This is a genomic window from uncultured Clostridium sp. (assembly GCF_963515715.1).
Classification (GTDB): Bacteria; Bacillota; Clostridia; order Clostridiales; family Clostridiaceae; genus Clostridium_AW.
This window is the reverse complement of the sequence record NZ_CAUPZS010000001.1, coordinates 313,399-330,373: the sequence shown is the minus strand read 5'-3', so window position 1 is coordinate 330,373 and position 16,975 is coordinate 313,399. Positions and strand designations below refer to the sequence as shown.

Here is a 16,975-nt window from a genome sequence, read left to right as displayed (position 1 = left end):
AAAAAGTCTTATATTATATATGTGTGTAGTAATATTATAACCGAGAGGAGAATTTTTAATGAAGTTAATGGATGAAATTTGGCAGAAGGCCAAATCTAACAGAAAAAGAATTGTACTTCCAGAAGGTGAGGAAGAAAGAAATATTAAAGCTTGTGAAATGATTACAAAAAATGGCCTTGCTGATGTAGTGTTAGTAGGAAATGAATCTAACATAAATAAAATGGCAAGTGAATTAGGCGTTAGTGTTGAAGGAGCTGAGATAATTGATCCTGCTACTTCTGAAAAAACAGCTGAATATGCAAAAGTTCTTTATGAACTTAGAAAAAATAAAGGGATTACCTTAGAAAAAGCAGAAAAAATAATTCAAGATCCATTATATTTTGGAACTATGATGGTTAAACTAGAAGATGCGGATGGAATGGTTTCTGGTGCAATACATACAACCGGAGACTTATTAAGACCAGGACTTCAAATAGTTAAAACAGCTCCAGGAACATCCGTTGTTTCAAGTACATTTATAATGTATGTTCCTGGATCTAATTATGGAAAAGAAGGTTTACTTCTTTTTGCAGACTGCGCTGTTAATCCAAACCCAAACGCAGAAGAATTAGCTTCAATTGCGATATCAACTGCAGAAACTGCTAAAAAATTATGTGGAATGGAACCAAAAGTTTCAATGCTCTCATTCTCTACAATGGGAAGCGCGCAACACGAATTAGTTGATAAGGTGAGAACTGCAACAGCATTAGCAAAAGAACAAAGACCTGATTTAGATATTGATGGAGAACTTCAGTTAGATGCATCAATTGTACAATCAGTAGCTAGCTTAAAGGCACCAAATAGCCCAGTAGCTGGAAAAGCTAACGTACTTGTATTCCCTGATCTACAGGCAGGAAATATTGGATATAAATTAGTGCAAAGATTTGCAAATGCAGAAGCTATAGGACCAATAACACAAGGTTTTGCTAAACCTATAAATGACTTATCTAGAGGATGTAGCGCAGAAGATATAGTAAACGTTGTAGCTGTTACAGCTGTTCAAGCTCAGTAATTAAAATAAACATTTTTGAAATCAGGAAGGAGAATATCAATTGAAAATATTAATAATAAATTGTGGAAGTTCATCATTAAAATATCAGTTAATAGATATGACAAGTGAAAATGCACTTGCTAAAGGATTAGTAGAAAGAATAGGTATAGAAGGCTCAATACTTACTCAAAAGGCAAATGACGAAAAATATATAATAGAACAACCAATGAAAGATCATAAAGATGCTATAAAATTAGTTTTAGGTGCTTTAATTGACGAAAAACATGGAGTTATAAAAGATATGTCTGAAATTTCAGCAGTAGGACATAGAGTTGTTCATGGTGGAGAAAAATATGCAAACTCTGTTTTAATTGATGATGAAGTTATGAAATCATTAGAAGATTGTGTAAAATTAGCTCCACTGCATAATCCACCAAATATAATAGGAATAAACGCATGCAAAGGCTTAATGCCAAATACTCCTATGGTTGCAGTATTTGATACAGCTTTCCATCAGACTATTCCAGAGCATGCTTATATATACCCTATACCATATGAACTATATAAGAAATATGGAGTAAGAAGATATGGTTTCCACGGTACATCTCATAGATTTGTATCAATGATGGCAGCAGAACTTATGGAAAAGGATATAAAAGATTTAAAAACAATAACTTGTCACTTAGGAAATGGTGCAAGTATTTGTGCTGTTGACGGCGGCAAATCTATAGATACTAGTATGGGATTCACTCCTCTTGAAGGAATAGCTATGGGAACAAGATCTGGTAATATCGACCCAGCAATTATACCTTTCTTAATGAAAGAATTAAATATGTCCATTGATGAAATTAATGACATGCTTAACAAAAAATCAGGTGTTTATGGAGTTTCAGGAGTAAGCAGTGACTTTAGAGATATAGAAGAAGCTGCTGAAAAAGGAGAACATAGATCTCAATTAGCATTAGATATATTCCATAACGGAGTTAAGAGATTTATTGGATCATATGCAGCTTTAATGGGCGGAGTTGACTGCATTGTATTTACTGCAGGCTTAGGAGAAAATTCAGCTGCAAGCAGAAGCGAAATATGTAAAGGTCTAGAATTCTTAGGATTCAAAATAGACGAAAAGAAGAACAATGAAGGAAGAGGATTCTCTAAAGTAATTAGCACTGAAGATTCAAAGGTAAAAGTTTATGTAATACCAACAGATGAAGAGTTAATGATTGCTAGAGATACTAAAGAAATTGTGGAAAAATAAATAAATCTTGACTTTTAATCATCATCTTTATATAATAAATTGTGGCTATAACATTGAGGTGAGTAATATATGATAGTTGATTTATCCGATTTATTAAAAAAGACAATTACTAAAAAGGATATAGATATTACCATGGAGGAAAAGGGATTCTATGATGGTATTGAATACATAGCATTTCTAAAGCCTATTAAATTTGAAGGTGAATTTAATTTAATAGAAGATACAATAAGCCTTAATGGTACTGTCACAACCACACTTGAACTTACATGTTCGAGATGCTTAGCTAAGTTTGCTAAGGAAGTGGAAATTCCTATTGAGGAAAAATTATCTAAAGAGGAAAATAAAGATGATGATTACATCTTTATTGAAGGTGATGTCATTGACATTACTGAAATAATAGAGAATAATATTATTGTATCATTACCAATTAGAAGACTTTGTAATGAGGAATGCAAGGGTTTATGCCCAAATTGTGGAGTAAACCTTAATAATTCTGCATGTAATTGCGGAGAAAATGACATTGACCCGCGATTAGCAAAGCTTAAAAATTTCTTTTCATCTAATTAAGGAGGTGTTTACTGTGGGAAATCCAGCGAGAAAAACTTCAAAATCTAAAAGAGATTCAAGAAGAGCTCAAACTTTCAAATTAAGTGCACCAGGAATAGTAGAATGTCCTCAGTGTCACGAAATGAAGCTTGCACATAGAATATGTAAAAGCTGTGGATATTATAAAGGTAAAGAAGTTGTTTCAACTGAAAAATAAAGAAAGTCTTTGGACTTTCTTTTATTTTTTTAAATTATTTTGTATTGTAATTACTAAATTTTTGATATATAATTTTGACCTAGAGAAGCATGATTTCTTTTGAAAGGATGTGAACCTTTATGATAATTGCAGTGGATGGCATGGGAGGAGATTTTGCACCGAAGGAAGTTGTTGCAGGTTGCGTTGAAGCTATAACGGAATTTGAAGACATAAAAATAATAATTACAGGAAATGAAGAATTAATTCTTAAAGAGTTACATAAATATAAATACGACACAAATAAAATATCAGTCATAGATGCTAAAGAAGTTATAGATCCAAATGAATCTCCCGTTATGGCTATTAGGAGAAAAAAAGATTCAAGCTTAGTTAAAGCATTAAATTTAGTTAAAGAAAAGAAGGCAGACGGCATTATTTCTGCTGGAAGCACAGGAGCTTTTATGGCAGGATCACTTTTTATAGTAGGAAGAATAAAAGGAATCGATAGGCCTGCATTAGCGCCTGTTATGCCTGGTAAAAATGCTCCTTTCATGGTTATAGATGTAGGGGCTAACGCAGAGTGTAAACCTAAGAACTTACTTCAGTTTGCATTAATGGGCAAAATATACTTTGAAAAGATTTTAAAAGTTGAAAATCCATCAGTTGGTTTAATAAACATAGGAACAGAAGAAGAAAAAGGAAATGAACTCACAAAAGCTACTTATCCATTACTTAAGGAATCAAGATTGAATTTTGTGGGCAATATAGAACCTAGAGAGATTCCTAAAGGAGATGTAAATGTTTTAGTTTGTGATGGATTTACTGGCAATACTGTTCTAAAAATGTTTGAGGGCACTGCTGCTACTTTATTCGATGTTATAAAAAATGAAATAACAAGTTCAACTTTGGGTAAAGTTGGCGGACTATTATTAAAACCAGCCTTTAAAAACATAAAGAAAAAATTTAATTACAAAGAATATGGAGGAGCAGCTTTTTTAGGCGTAGATGGAATATGTATTAAAGCTCATGGCTCTTCTGATAGTTTAGCTTTTAAAAACGCAATAAAACAATGTATAATTTTCCATAATAATAACATCATAAGTAATATTAAAGAAGAAATTATAAAGTCAAATGATATCCAAAATATTGACGCTATGGATATTATGTAATATTATCTAAATATATGATTTTTCGGGGAGGTGAAATTAATGATATTTAAAAAAGTTAAAAATATAATTTCTGAACAATTAGGAATAGACTCAGAAGAAATTACAATGGAATCTTCATTTATAGATGATTTAGGAGCAGATTCACTAGATGTTGTTGAATTAATAATGGCATTAGAAACTGAATTTGATTTAGAAATACCAGATGAAGAGGCTGAAAAAATTTCCACAGTTGGCGATGTGGTAGATTACATAAAGGCTAATGTTGAAGAGTAATTAAAGTCCCCGTATTAAACGGGGCTTTAAATTTATATTTGGTTATTAGTTTATTATTGAATTAGCCATAAATTATTAATAATATGTCAAATTGAATAATAAACTCTGGAAAAGGAGTTAAGTTAAATATGGACAAAAGAAGACAAGTTAAAGAAATAGAATATAAATTAGGAGTTATATTTAAAAATGAAGATTTACTTTTTACCGCTATAACTCATAGCTCCTATGCAAATCAAAAGAAAAACATTGAGTTTAATGAACGATTAGAGTTTCTTGGAGACTCTGTATTACAGTTGGTAATTACAGAATATCTATATATCAATTATCTAGATAAATCTGAGGGAGAACTATCTAGAAAAAGAGCTTTGATAGTTTGTGAAAATTCACTGTTTGATATTGCTCAAAAATGGCAATTAGGTAGATACATAAACATGAGTAGAGGCGAAGAGTTAACAGGTGGGAGAGAGAGAGTATCAATTTTAGCTGATTGTGTTGAAGCTATAATAGCTGCTATTTATTTGGATAGAGGCATAGATTTTATAAAACCTTTTATACTATCTAATTTTAGAGTCATAATTGATAGAGCGATGAGTGATGAAATAGTATTAGATTATAAAACTAAGCTTCAAGAAAAATTACAGGAAAATGGTGAGATTAATATAAATTATAATTTAGTAAAATATGAGGGACCTCCACATAGACGAAAGTTTTATACAGAAGTAATGATTGAAGATAAAATATTAGGAGCAGGTACTGGTTATAGCAAAAAAGAAGCTGAACAAAACGCAGCTAAAGAAGCAGTAAAGAACATGGAGGAGAAAAATGAATAAAAAACATTATATAATTCCTATTTTCGTGCCTCACGAAGGCTGTCCACATAATTGTGTGTTTTGCAACCAAGATGCTATAACTGGTAATGTAATTAAGGTAGACGAAAAATATGCTGAAGATACTATAAATACATATCTAAATACTATAGATAATAACAATTCAATTATCGAGGTTTCTTTCTTTGGAGGTACTTTTACAGCTATAGATATTAATAAGCAGAGGAAGTTGTTAAGTGTAGCTAAAAGATATAAAGATGCTGGACGTATACGATACATAAGACTATCAACTAGACCAGATTATATAGATAATACTATATTGGACAACTTAAAAAGCTATGGTGTAGATATTATTGAATTAGGTGTTCAGTCTATGGATGATGAAGTGTTAAAACATTCAGGACGAGGACATACAGAAAAAGATGTAATAAGAGCCTCTCAACTTATAAAAGAGTATGGATTTACATTAGGGCATCAAATTATGCTAGGGCTTCCAATGGATAACTTTAAAAAAGACATAGAAACTACGGAAAAAATAATAAATTTGAAACCAGATTTATGTAGAATTTATCCTTCACTTGTAGTTAAAGACACTCCTATGGAAGTTATGTACAGGAATAAAACCTACGTACCATATACCCTAGGAGAAGGGGTAGAAATATCTAAGATTATATATATAATGCTAGTAGCTAATGGAATTAATGTTATAAGAGTTGGATTACAGCCTACAGAAGAAATAAATGTTGGAAAAGAGATAGTAGAAGGACCTTTCCATCCTGCCTTTAGAGAATTAGTAGAAAGCAGTATACTTAACGATATGATATATGAATTTTTATTAAATAAAAAAGCCCTTTCAATAAAGATAGCTATAAACAATAAAGTTTTATCTAAATTATATAGTAATAAAAAGCAATATTATAAAAACATGCTAAATAAATTAAACCTCCCTGTAATAAAAGTAATAGCAGATGAAAACTTAAACAAAGATATGCTAAAAATATGGTTGAACGGCGAAGAACATAGCCTGTCGATTAGTACATATATTTGGCAAAAATATAAAGAAGGAAATTTTAGAAATTTATAGAATAAATACTATAGAATATATAAATTATATAAAATAACATTGTACTTAATTTTTAATGTATTTATGGGGAGGAGTTATCTATGGAAATATTAAAGGTATCAGCTCAATCAGAACCAAAATCAGTAGCAGGTGCATTGGCTGCAGCTATTAAAGAAAAGAGTTTTGCTGAAATTCAAGCTGTAGGCGCAGGTGCTGTAAACCAAGCAGTAAAAGCAATTGCAATAACAAGGGGATTTGTAGCACCAAATGGAATCGATTTAGTAGTTGTACCGGCATTTTCAGAAGTTAGTATCGAAGGGGAAGAGAGAACAGCTATTAAATTTATAGTAGAACCAAGATAATTTATATATGTATATAAAGTAAAAACCGTGCTACAGCATGGTTTTTATTTTTGGATTGATATTTTTGTGAGTATATTATAAACTTATATAATGTTAAATGAAATACATCTGAGGTGAGTTAAATGAAAAAACATAAAAGAGAAAAAATTCAAAAGATAATGGTTTATATACTTTTAGCTTCATTTATTTTAAGCCTAGTTCCTACTATGTTGATAAGATAGGGAGAGAGTGACAGTATGCAATTAAAATCAATTGAAATTAGAGGCTTTAAATCCTTTATTAATAAAACGGAACTAAACTTTAAAGAGGGTATAACTGCCATAGTTGGACCTAATGGCAGTGGAAAAAGTAATATATCTGATGCTATAAGGTGGGTTTTAGGAGAACAAAGCGTTAAAACTTTAAGGGGAGGAAAAATGGAAGATGTAATCTTTGCTGGAACGCAATTTAGAAAACCTTTAGGTTTAGCGCAAGTCTCCCTAACTTTAGATAATTCTAGCGGTGAATTGCCTTTAGAGTATAATGATGTAACGGTATCTAGAAGAATATATCGTTCTGGTGACAGCGAATACTATATAAATAATACTCAATGTAGATTAAAAGATATACAAGAACTTTTTATGGATACAGGTATAGGTAAAGAAGGATATTCAATTATAGGACAAGGTAAAATAGATGCTATATTAAGTGGAAAACCAGAAGAAAGAAGATCTTTATTAGAAGAAGCAGCTGGCATAGTAAAATTTAAAAAAAGGAAAGAAGAAGGAGAAAAAAAACTAGAGAGTACAGAAGTAAATTTAACTAGAATAAAAGATATATTATCTACCTATGAAGAAAGATTAGATCCATTGAAAATAGAAAGTGAAAAAGCTAAAACTTTTTTAACTTTAAGTAATGAATTAAAATCTAAAGAGATAAATATAATAATGCACAGCTTAGATACTGTCACTAAGGAAATTGACAGTCTATTGTCTAATACAAATAAATTTAAAGAAGAACTAAATTTATTAGAATCAAAGGAACTTAATTATAAAAATGATATAAATAACTGGAATAAAAAACTAGAAGAATTAGATAATTTAATTTCTAAAGAAAAAAACCAATACTATTTTAAAAAAGAAGAAGAAAATTCTTTGACAAATGAAATAAATATTCTACAAGAGAGGATAAGTAATACAAAAATACTTATTGAAAGTTCAACAAAAGAAATAGGTACAATGGAAACAAAAATACAAACCATTAAAAAAAATAAAAATGAAGAAGAAACTAAAGCGAGTGCTCTTCAGCAAGAGCAAAGAAATTTAAACGGGACTATTGTAGAGTATGAAACTCAAATAATTAATCTAAATTCATCTATTGAAGATGGATTGACCAAAATAAAAAAATATAAAAATGAGCAGATTGAGATATTAAGTTCCATTTCTAATGTTAATAATCAAATCTCAATAATTGAAAATAATATTGAGATTTTAAATACTAAAAAGGATAATTTAAAAGCTTCTTATGAGAGTAGTATAAATTCATTAAAAATAAATAATAATACTGCAAAAATTATCGATGAAGAACTAGTAAAAATCGGAAATAAAATCTCGGAGTATGAGACTTTAATTAAAAAATATAAAAGAGAAATGGATAATTTGAAAGCTTTATTATCGGAGGATGAAAATAAGCTACGACTTTATAATAATAAGTATAATGGTCTAGAAGCAAATTATACTTTACTATCTAATCTTCAAAATTCCTATGAAGGATATAATAGATCTGTTAAAAGCATTATGAACCATATTAGTAAAGGAATAATTAAGGAAGCTTATGGAAATACTTTTGTCTTAGGTGAGATAATTGAGGTAGAAAAAAAATACGAAACTGCTATAGAAATAGCACTAGGAGCTTCTATTTCTCATATAATAACTCCAGATGAAAAAATAAGTAGAATATTGATAGAACATTTAAAGAAAAACAATCTAGGTAGAGCAACTTTTTTACCCTTAAATATTATTAAAGGTAGAAGTGTTAATTTAAAAAACAACGTCACTAATATAGAAGGGTACTTAGGTATAGGAAGTCAGTTATTAAAATATGATAGTAAATTTAAAAACGCTATAGAATTTGCTTTAGGAAGAACTATCATATGTAATGACATGGATAGCGCTTTAAATATAGCAAAAGTTACTGATTATAGCTATAAAATTGTAACTTTATCTGGAGAAGTAATAAATGTAGGCGGATCTTTAACAGGTGGAAGTGCTTCAAAATCTAAAAACACCAGTGTTATAGGAAGAAAAAGAGAAATAGAAGAAATGAAGGAGAATATAAATACTTTAATTTCATCTATAAAGGAAACCCAGGATTTAATTACAATTCATAAGGAAAATCTAAAAAAACTTGATGAAGAATGCATGAATTTAAAAGATTTAATATATGGCGAGAATATTGAAGAGGCGAAATTAAAAGAAAAATTATCTAATATACAAAATGAAAATATAAAATTAAAAAATAGACTTAATGTGTGGAATACAGAGGTAGAAAAAGTAAAAGAAGATGTAGAAAAAAATGAAAAATCTATAAGTGAAAAAAATGCTTACTTAACAGAACTAAAGTCAAAAGAAGAAGAAAATTCAAATAGTATAGTGACTATGGAAAGTGAATTAAAAATTTGCGAAGAAAAAGTAAATAATTTTAAAGATAAACTTACAGAGGAAAAAATAAGAAAAGCTCAACTAGATGAAATAATAACTGGGAAACTAAAGGAATTAGTGAGATTAGATAAAGAAATAGAAGAATTAAACCATAAATATTTTCAATTACAAGAGAATATAACTAAAGGAACTAATAATATTAATGAATACATAGCTAAAATAGACGACAATAAATTAATGTGTAATACTATTGATAAACTGTTAAAAGAGCTTGAAGAGACTTATAAAGATAAAGAAATAGAAATAATAAAAGCTAAAGAAAAGCTAAATGAAATACATAGTAGATTAGAGGAAAATTATATCTTAAAAAACAAAAAAGAATCTGAATACAATAGGTTACAAGTTAATTTAGCTAAGTTAGAGAGCGAAAACAACAATCTATTGTTAAAGTTAAATGAAGAAATAGGTTTAACTTTAGATGAAGCATTAGATTTTAAAGAAAATATCCATGATATATCCAGTTATAAAAAAAATATAACTGAACTAAAAAATAAAATATCTTCCTTAGGAACGGTGAACGTAGGTGCCATAGAAGAATATAAAGAAATAAAGGAAAAGTTTACTTTTCTAGATGGCCAAAAGGAAGATTTGATTAAAGCAAAGGAAGAGTTATTGGTTCTAATTGAAGAATTGACAAACAATATGGAAAAAGTTTTTAATGATAATTTCAATATTTTAAGAAAGTTATTCGATGAAACCTTTAAAGAATTATTTAAAGGAGGCAGTGCAGATTTAATCCTATCTTCACAGGACTTATTAAAAGGAAATATTGAGATAAATGTCCAGCCACCGGGTAAAAAACTTCAAAATATAAACTTAATGTCTGGTGGTGAAAAAGTTTTATCTGCTATTGCTCTATTATTTGCAATACTTAAAATGAAACCTACACCCTTTTGTATATTAGATGAAATTGAGGCGGCATTAGATGATGCTAACGTTAAAAGATATGCAGACTTTTTAAGGGAATTTTCTAATAATATTCAATTTATCGTCATTACTCATAGAAAAGGAACTATGGAAGCTAGTGATGTATTATATGGTGTTACTATGGAGGAAAAAGGTGTTTCAAAGGTTATTTCAATAGATTTAAAGGAGAGTGCTGTATAATGTTCGGAGGATTTTTTAATAAACTAAAAGAAGGATTGTCAAAGACTAAAGATAATTTTACAGATAAAATAAGCGAAATGCTAAATTTATATGTGACAATTGATGAAGAGCTATTTGAAGAATTAGAAGAAATATTAATTACTTCAGATATAGGAGTAGAGACATCCTTAGAAATAATTGATAGATTAAAAGAAAAAATTAAAGAAAACAAAATAAAAGAAGTAAGCGAAGTAAAACCATGTTTAAAAGAAGTTCTAGTGGAGATGTTAGGCGAAGAAAATGGTACTATAATACCTGAAAAAACTCCTGAGATAATGCTTGTTGTTGGAGTCAATGGTGTTGGAAAAACTACATCAATTGGCAAAATATCCAATAAGCTTAAAAATGAAGGATATAAGGTTTTAATGGTTGCAGGGGATACTTTTAGAGCTGCAGCTATTGATCAGCTTGAAGTATGGAGTAGAAGGGCTGGTGTAGATATAGTTAAACATCAAGAAGGATCAGATCCAGCAGCCGTAGTATATGATGGAATTCAGGCAGCTAAAGCCCGTGGAACTGATGTTTTGGTTTGTGATACTGCAGGAAGACTACATAATAAAAAGAACTTAATGGATGAATTAGGAAAGATAAACAGAATAATTGAAAGAGAGTACTCTAATGCAACTAAACATACTTATTTAGTTTTAGATGCAACTACAGGGCAAAATGCCGTACAACAAGCAAAGCAATTCATGGAAGTGTGTAAGATAGATGGAATAATATTGACTAAATTAGATGGAACAGCCAAAGGTGGAATAGTAATTTCAATTAAACATGCTTTAGATATTCCGGTAAAACTCATCGGAGTGGGCGAAGGCCTTGAAGATTTACAGGAATTCAACCCACAGGATTTTGTAGAAGCATTATTTTAAAAAATATTTTATGGCTGTTAAGTAAAAGTACTTGACAGTCTTTTTTTTATTTGTTATTATATAATTCGTTAGTACATTGAAAAGGAGTGAGCATGCAGATATAACTGCAGTTCCCATGGATGAAAGAATTGAAATTTCAATGTTATTGGATTTTTATGGTTCTATGCTCACAGAAAAGCAAAGAGATATTATGAATCTTTATTACAATGAAGATTTTTCTCTTGCTGAAATATCGGAGCATACAAATACCAGCAGGCAAGCTATATATGATTTAATAAAAAGATGCAATAAAATATTAAATCAATACGAAAACAAACTCAAATTAATGGAAAAATTTAATAAAATTAAATTGAGTAAAGAAATTATTTTAGACAGATTAAGAGAAATAGAAAAATCTTGTAGTGACATAAATGTATCACAAAACATAAATGAAATTGTAAATGAAATAAATAATTTATAGGAGGATGGCCATGGCATTTGAAGGTTTAGCCTCTAAGCTTCAGGAAACTTTAAAAAAATTAAAAGGAAAAGGTAAGCTTTCTGAAAAAGATATTAAAGATGCTATGAGAGAAGTTAAATTAGCTCTCTTAGAAGCAGATGTTAACTACAAAATAGTTAAAGATTTCGTTAAAAATGTAAGTGAAAAATGTCTTGGAAATGAAGTCATGGAAAGTCTTACTCCAGGACAACAAGTAATAAAAATAGTAAATGATGAGTTAGTAGCTCTTATGGGAAGTACAGAAAGTGGAATTAGTTTTTCTCAAAGCGGCCTAACTGTGATTATGTTAGTAGGACTTCAAGGTGCTGGAAAGACCACCATGGCAGGTAAACTTGCTTTGGACTTGAAGAAAAAAAACAAGAAACCTTTACTTGTAGCCTGCGATATTTACAGACCAGCGGCTATAAAGCAATTACAGGTAGTTGGTAAACAAATAGAAATACCTGTATTTACATTAGGTGATAAAGTTAATCCTATAGACATTTCAAAAGCAGCTATAAAACATGCCAAAGATAATGGTAATAATGTAGTTATTATAGATACGGCTGGTAGACTTCACATTGATGAACAGCTTATGGACGAATTAAAGGGCATAAAGGAAAATGTTGTTCCTAATGAGATACTATTAGTTGTAGATTCAATGACAGGTCAAGATGCTATAAATGTAGCAGAAAGCTTTAATTCTCAAGTAGATATAACAGGTGTTGTTTTAACAAAACTTGATGGCGATACTAGAGGAGGAGCTGCCTTATCTATAAAAGCAATGACTGGTAAGCCAATTAAGTTTGTTGGTGTGGGTGAAAAAATGAATGATTTTGAAGTGTTTCACCCTAATAGAATGGCATCAAGAATATTGGGTATGGGGGATGTGCTTACTTTAATAGAAAAAGCACAACAGTCCATAGATGAGAAAGAAGCCGAAAAACTTGGTGCTCGTATGATGAATCAAGAATTTAATCTTGAGGATTTTTTAGCGGCAATGCAACAGATGAAAAAATTAGGACCTTTAAATAAACTTATGGAAATGGTTCCAGGTGTAAATTCAAAAGAACTTAAAGGTGTTGACTTTAGCCAAGGAGAAAAGGAATTGAAAAGGATAGAATCTATAATAAATTCCATGACGGCAAAAGAAAGAAAAACTCCTTCTTTAATAAGTAGTTCTCCTTCAAGAAAGAAGAGAATAGCAAATGGTTCTGGAACTAACATTCAACAAGTAAATAAGTTGTTAAAGGACTTTGAAGGTATGAAGAAAGTTATGAAGCAAATGAAAGGTATGGAAAAAAGCTTCATGAAGAAAAAAGGATTGTTTGGTAAATTACCATTCTAATATATTTTACACACTTTAAAGGAGGTGAAATACATGGCAGTTAAGATAAGATTAAAGAGAATGGGTGCTAAAAAAGCTCCTTTCTATAGAGTAATCGTAGCAGATTCAAGATCCCCAAGAGATGGAAGATTCATTGATGAAATTGGATACTATAACCCAACAACTGAGCCAGCTACAATCAAAATAGATGAAGAAAAAGCTGTTAAATGGGTAAATAATGGTGCTCAGCCTACAGATATCGTTAAGAAGCTTTTTACTAGAACTGGAATCAATGAAAAGCTTGTTAAGTAATACGGGGGTGTAATTCATGAAAGAATTAGTGGAGATTATTGCTAAATCATTAGTTGATAACCCTGCAATGGTTCAAGTAAATGAAATTGCTGGTGAACAGTCAATTATACTTGAATTAAAAGTTGCACCTGAAGATATGGGAAAAGTAATTGGTAAACAGGGAAGAATAGCTAAAGCTATAAGAACTGTTGTAAAAGCAGCAGCTATCAAAGAAAACAAAAGGGTAGTTGTAGAGATAATATAAAAAAAGAGTTAGGAATACCTAACTCTTTTTTTGAAAAAGGGGAATAATACAGATGAAGGAATTCTTAAGTATAGGACAAATAATTAATACCCATGGTTTAAAAGGAGAGGTAAAAGTATATCCTTTAACTGATGACATAAATAGATTTAAATTATTGCAAAATGTATATATAGGTAATGAGGAAATTTCAATAGAATGGTGTAAGCTTCAAGTCGATAGAGTAATCCTTAAAATTAAAGGAGTAGATTCTATCGAAGAAGCAATTAAGTTAAAAAATCAATACTTAGATATAAAAAGAGAAAATGCAGTGGAACTTTCTGAAGGAAGTTACTTTATCGCTGACTTAATAGGATGTACTGTTTATGATGAGGATAATAATGATCTAGGAGAAGTATATGATGTAATACAGACAAAAAATAATGATGTGTATTGGGTAAAGAGTAAAAAGGAATTGTTAATCCCTGCTCTAAAAACTATTGTGGTTAATATAAATATTGAAGAAAAAATAATAATAATAAAACCAGTGGACGAATGGCTATCAGAATAGATATTTTAACACTTTTTCCAGAGATGTTTTCAATATTTAACCACAGTATTTTAGGAAGAGCTATTGAAAAGGGAATAATAAATATTGATTTGCATAATATTAGAGATTATACACTAGATAAACACAGAAAGGTAGATGACTACCCTTATGGTGGCGGAGCGGGTATGGTGATGTCTGCCCAGCCAATTATAGACAGTATAAACCATGTAAAAAAACAAAATAAAGGCAAAGTTATTTTTTTAGGACCTAGAGGGAAAAAACTTAATCATGAATTAGCCTATGAATTATCAAAAGAAGATGAATTAGTTTTCTTATGTGGTCATTATGAAGGTATAGATGAAAGAGCTTATAAATACATAGACATGGAAATATCTCTAGGAGATTTTATACTTACAGGTGGAGAAATGGCTTGCATACCTGTAGTTGATAGTATATGTAGACTTATTCCAGGAGTTCTTGGGAAAAATGAGAGTTTTATGGATGAATCTTTTTATGATGGATTGCTAGAATATCCTCATTATACTAGACCAGAAAATTTTAGAGGGGCAAAAGTTCCTGATGTTCTTCTTTCAGGACACCATGATAACATAAGAAAATGGAGAAGAGCTGAATCATTAGTAATTACAAAAGAAAAAAGGCCAGATCTTTTTAAAGAAATAACTCTAAGTGATGAAGATAAAAAACTTCTGTTAAATATTGAAAAAATTTAGATATATAATATTGAAAAACTTATTTATATATGATAGAATTATCTTCGTGCTAGTACGGGCGGTCCTCTGCTGTTTTACGCATCATGAACGTCAAATTACATATAAGGAGGGAATGCACAAATGTTAGAAGTAATAAAAGCAATTGAAGCAGAACAAATTAGAACTGACTTACCAAAATTCAATGTAGGAGATACTGTAAAAGTACACGTAAGAATTAAAGAAGGAACAAGAGAAAGAGTTCAGATTTTCGAAGGTGTAGTTTTAAAGAGACAAAATGGTGGATTAAGAGAAACATTTACTGTAAGAAGAGTTGCTTCTGGAGTAGGTGTTGAAAGAACATTCCCAGTAAACGCTCCAACAGTTGAAAAATTAGAAGTTGTAAGAAGAGGTAAGGTAAGAAGAGCTAAATTATTCTATTTAAGAGATAGAGTAGGTAAGGCTGCAAAAGTAAAAGAATTACTAAAATAAAAACGGGGCTAGTATAGTCCCTTTTTTGTATATTTAGGTGGTGACAGTTAAATGGTAAAAGAATTAGTAGAATTAGGAAAATCTATACTTATGGCAATTATTGCAGCTTTTCTTATAATTACCTTTGTTTTTGAAACTGTAAGTGTAGATGGATTATCTATGTATCCAACTCTTAATAATAAAGATAGGCTTATAGTAGAGAAAGTTACATACTATTTTAGAAAGCCTAAACCAGGTGATATTGTGGTAATAAAATATCCAGCTAATCCAAAAGAGAAATTCATTAAAAGAGTAATAGCTACAGGTGGAGATAAGATAAGAATTGAAGATAATAAGGTTTATGTAAATGATAAGCCTTTAGAAGAGAATTATATTAATGAAGAAACAATGGAGAATTTCTATGAGGTTACCATACCCGAGAACACAATTTTTGTTATGGGTGACAATCGAAATAATAGTTTAGATAGCAGAAATCAGAAAGTTGGTTTTGTGAAATATAACATGGTAGTTGGTAAAGCTGCTTTAAGATTGTATCCATTTAATAAATTTGGAACACTTAAATAAGTATCCAATTAAGAAAGGAACGATAATTATGGCAATTAATTGGTTTCCAGGTCATATGGCCAAAACAAGAAGAGAAATAAAGGAAAGTTTAAAACTTGTTGATGCAGTAATAGAAATAAGAGATGCTAGAATTGTAAAATCCAGTGCTAATCCTGATGTAGATGAAATATGCGAAGGAAAACCAAGGATAATACTTTTAAATAAAAGTGATTTAAGTGAGAAAAAAGTAACTAATTCTTGGATAAAAGAATTAACTAAAGATAATATAAAAGTTTTAGAAGTAAATTGCATTACCGGTGAAGGTATAAAAAATATTAGAGGAGCCTTAAATGAGCTTTTGAAAGAAAAACATGAGAGACTTAAAAATAAAGGTTTAGTAAAAATTGTTGATAGAGTAATGGTAGTAGGCATACCTAATGTAGGAAAATCTTCTTTTATAAACAAAATGGCTAAAAACAACATAGCTAGAACTGGTGATAAACCGGGAGTAACTAAAAGCAAACAATGGATAAAAACAAATCAGAACATGGAGCTAATGGATACTCCAGGAATACTATGGCCTAAATTTGAAGATGATATAGTAGGGCTTAATTTAGCTTTTACAGGGGCCATAAAGGATGAAATAATGGATATAGAAACTTTAGCTTTAAAGTTAATTGAAATATTACAAAGGGAATACCCTGAAAACTTAAAAGAACGATATAAGCTTAAAGACTTATTCCCTGAAGCTATAGAAAATATGGATCAAATAGGTAAAAAAAGAGGAGCTATGATTTCAGGTGGCGAAATTGACTATAACAGGGTAGCTACTATGTTATTAGACGAATTTAGGGGAGGAAAAATTGGTAAAATCTCTCTAGAAAAACCTTAAAATAGGATGTGTA

20 protein-coding genes are annotated in these 16,975 nt (G+C 30.0%); all 20 read left to right on the top strand.

Annotated features, from left to right (window positions below; all coding sequences use genetic code 11):
• Positions 1-58: 58 nt before the first annotated feature.
• The 20 genes from pta (at position 59) to ylqF (ending at position 16,962) form a co-directional block, all read left to right on the top strand.
• Entirely contained in the window at positions 59-1,051 is a 993-nt protein-coding gene (gene pta / locus RYO54_RS01805) for a phosphate acetyltransferase (RefSeq protein WP_315114924.1), read from the top strand.
• Between the two features lie 40 nt (positions 1,052-1,091).
• On the top strand, positions 1,092-2,288 hold the full coding sequence (locus RYO54_RS01800) for an acetate kinase (protein WP_315114922.1): 1,197 nt from the start codon (positions 1,092-1,094) through the stop codon (positions 2,286-2,288).
• Between the two features lie 69 nt (positions 2,289-2,357).
• Complete coding sequence (locus tag RYO54_RS01795; protein WP_315114920.1) at positions 2,358-2,855, top strand: DUF177 domain-containing protein; 498 nt, start codon at positions 2,358-2,360, stop codon at positions 2,853-2,855.
• Positions 2,856-2,868: 13 nt separating this feature from the next.
• Positions 2,869-3,051 carry a 50S ribosomal protein L32 gene (rpmF, locus tag RYO54_RS01790; protein ID WP_216437171.1) on the top strand — a complete coding sequence of 61 codons (183 nt, stop codon included), beginning with the start codon at positions 2,869-2,871 and terminating at the stop codon, positions 3,049-3,051.
• A 119-nt stretch (positions 3,052-3,170) separates the two neighbouring features.
• On the top strand, positions 3,171-4,199 hold the full coding sequence (gene plsX / locus RYO54_RS01785) for a phosphate acyltransferase PlsX (protein WP_315114915.1): 1,029 nt from the start codon (positions 3,171-3,173) through the stop codon (positions 4,197-4,199).
• A gap of 39 nt (positions 4,200-4,238) precedes the next feature.
• Entirely contained in the window at positions 4,239-4,472 is a 234-nt protein-coding gene (acpP, locus tag RYO54_RS01780; protein ID WP_315115073.1) for an acyl carrier protein, read from the top strand.
• Positions 4,473-4,600: 128 nt separating this feature from the next.
• Positions 4,601-5,302 carry a ribonuclease III gene (gene rnc / locus RYO54_RS01775; RefSeq protein ID WP_315114914.1) on the top strand — a complete coding sequence of 234 codons (702 nt, stop codon included), beginning with the start codon at positions 4,601-4,603 and terminating at the stop codon, positions 5,300-5,302.
• On the top strand, positions 5,295-6,383 hold the full coding sequence (locus RYO54_RS01770) for a radical SAM protein (RefSeq protein WP_315114913.1): 1,089 nt from the start codon (positions 5,295-5,297) through the stop codon (positions 6,381-6,383). The genes rnc and RYO54_RS01770 overlap by 8 nt, the downstream gene beginning before the upstream one ends.
• An 80-nt stretch (positions 6,384-6,463) precedes the next feature.
• Entirely contained in the window at positions 6,464-6,724 is a 261-nt protein-coding gene (locus RYO54_RS01765; protein WP_315114911.1) for a stage V sporulation protein S, read from the top strand.
• A 236-nt stretch (positions 6,725-6,960) separates the two neighbouring features.
• Entirely contained in the window at positions 6,961-10,530 is a 3,570-nt protein-coding gene (gene smc, locus RYO54_RS01760) for a chromosome segregation protein SMC (RefSeq protein WP_315114909.1), read from the top strand.
• Positions 10,530-11,441: a signal recognition particle-docking protein FtsY gene (ftsY, locus tag RYO54_RS01755; protein WP_315114908.1), complete on the top strand. Its 912-nt coding sequence runs from the start codon at positions 10,530-10,532 to the stop codon at positions 11,439-11,441. Before smc ends, ftsY begins: the two co-directional genes overlap by 1 nt.
• 115 nt (positions 11,442-11,556) lie before the next feature.
• Positions 11,557-11,901, top strand: coding sequence for a putative DNA-binding protein (locus tag RYO54_RS01750; RefSeq protein WP_315115070.1), 345 nt, complete (start codon positions 11,557-11,559; stop codon positions 11,899-11,901).
• A 10-nt stretch (positions 11,902-11,911) separates the two neighbouring features.
• Complete coding sequence (ffh, locus tag RYO54_RS01745; protein ID WP_315114907.1) at positions 11,912-13,267, top strand: signal recognition particle protein; 1,356 nt, start codon at positions 11,912-11,914, stop codon at positions 13,265-13,267.
• Between the two features lie 33 nt (positions 13,268-13,300).
• Positions 13,301-13,558: a 30S ribosomal protein S16 gene (rpsP, locus tag RYO54_RS01740; RefSeq protein WP_315114905.1), complete on the top strand. Its 258-nt coding sequence runs from the start codon at positions 13,301-13,303 to the stop codon at positions 13,556-13,558.
• A 16-nt stretch (positions 13,559-13,574) separates the two neighbouring features.
• Complete coding sequence (locus RYO54_RS01735; protein WP_315114904.1) at positions 13,575-13,802, top strand: KH domain-containing protein; 228 nt, start codon at positions 13,575-13,577, stop codon at positions 13,800-13,802.
• Between the two features lie 52 nt (positions 13,803-13,854).
• On the top strand, positions 13,855-14,349 hold the full coding sequence (gene rimM / locus RYO54_RS01730) for a ribosome maturation factor RimM (protein ID WP_315114903.1): 495 nt from the start codon (positions 13,855-13,857) through the stop codon (positions 14,347-14,349).
• Complete coding sequence (gene trmD, locus RYO54_RS01725) at positions 14,340-15,059, top strand: tRNA (guanosine(37)-N1)-methyltransferase TrmD (RefSeq protein ID WP_315115068.1); 720 nt, start codon at positions 14,340-14,342, stop codon at positions 15,057-15,059. The genes rimM and trmD overlap by 10 nt, the downstream gene beginning before the upstream one ends.
• 120 nt (positions 15,060-15,179) lie before the next feature.
• Positions 15,180-15,527, top strand: a complete 348-nt coding sequence (gene rplS / locus RYO54_RS01720; RefSeq protein WP_315114902.1) for a 50S ribosomal protein L19 — start codon at positions 15,180-15,182, stop codon at positions 15,525-15,527.
• Positions 15,528-15,578: 51 nt separating this feature from the next.
• Positions 15,579-16,091, top strand: a complete 513-nt coding sequence (gene lepB / locus RYO54_RS01715; protein WP_315114900.1) for a signal peptidase I — start codon at positions 15,579-15,581, stop codon at positions 16,089-16,091.
• A gap of 28 nt (positions 16,092-16,119) precedes the next feature.
• A complete protein-coding gene (gene ylqF, locus RYO54_RS01710) occupies positions 16,120-16,962 on the top strand; it encodes a ribosome biogenesis GTPase YlqF (protein WP_315114899.1) in 843 nt (280 codons plus the stop codon).
• The last annotated feature ends 13 nt before the right edge of the window (positions 16,963-16,975 follow it).

Bases quoted from the DNA above. Each gene is read 5' to 3' on its own strand.
- pta (WP_315114924.1), top strand. From the start codon at position 59: ATGAAGTTAATGGATGAAATTTGGCAGAAGGCCAAATCTAACAGAAAA.
- RYO54_RS01795 (WP_315114920.1), top strand. From the start codon at position 2,358: ATGATAGTTGATTTATCCGATTTATTAAAAAAGACAATTACTAAAAAG.
- plsX (WP_315114915.1), top strand. From the start codon at position 3,171: ATGATAATTGCAGTGGATGGCATGGGAGGAGATTTTGCACCGAAGGAA.
- acpP (WP_315115073.1), top strand. From the start codon at position 4,239: ATGATATTTAAAAAAGTTAAAAATATAATTTCTGAACAATTAGGAATA.
- rnc (WP_315114914.1), top strand. From the start codon at position 4,601: ATGGACAAAAGAAGACAAGTTAAAGAAATAGAATATAAATTAGGAGTT.
- RYO54_RS01770 (WP_315114913.1), top strand. From the start codon at position 5,295: ATGAATAAAAAACATTATATAATTCCTATTTTCGTGCCTCACGAAGGC.
- RYO54_RS01765 (WP_315114911.1), top strand. From the start codon at position 6,464: ATGGAAATATTAAAGGTATCAGCTCAATCAGAACCAAAATCAGTAGCA.
- smc (WP_315114909.1), top strand. From the start codon at position 6,961: ATGCAATTAAAATCAATTGAAATTAGAGGCTTTAAATCCTTTATTAAT.
- ftsY (WP_315114908.1), top strand. From the start codon at position 10,530: ATGTTCGGAGGATTTTTTAATAAACTAAAAGAAGGATTGTCAAAGACT.
- RYO54_RS01750 (WP_315115070.1), top strand. From the start codon at position 11,557: ATGGATGAAAGAATTGAAATTTCAATGTTATTGGATTTTTATGGTTCT.
- ffh (WP_315114907.1), top strand. From the start codon at position 11,912: ATGGCATTTGAAGGTTTAGCCTCTAAGCTTCAGGAAACTTTAAAAAAA.
- rpsP (WP_315114905.1), top strand. From the start codon at position 13,301: ATGGCAGTTAAGATAAGATTAAAGAGAATGGGTGCTAAAAAAGCTCCT.
- RYO54_RS01735 (WP_315114904.1), top strand. From the start codon at position 13,575: ATGAAAGAATTAGTGGAGATTATTGCTAAATCATTAGTTGATAACCCT.
- rimM (WP_315114903.1), top strand. From the start codon at position 13,855: ATGAAGGAATTCTTAAGTATAGGACAAATAATTAATACCCATGGTTTA.
- rplS (WP_315114902.1), top strand. From the start codon at position 15,180: ATGTTAGAAGTAATAAAAGCAATTGAAGCAGAACAAATTAGAACTGAC.
- lepB (WP_315114900.1), top strand. From the start codon at position 15,579: ATGGTAAAAGAATTAGTAGAATTAGGAAAATCTATACTTATGGCAATT.
- ylqF (WP_315114899.1), top strand. From the start codon at position 16,120: ATGGCAATTAATTGGTTTCCAGGTCATATGGCCAAAACAAGAAGAGAA.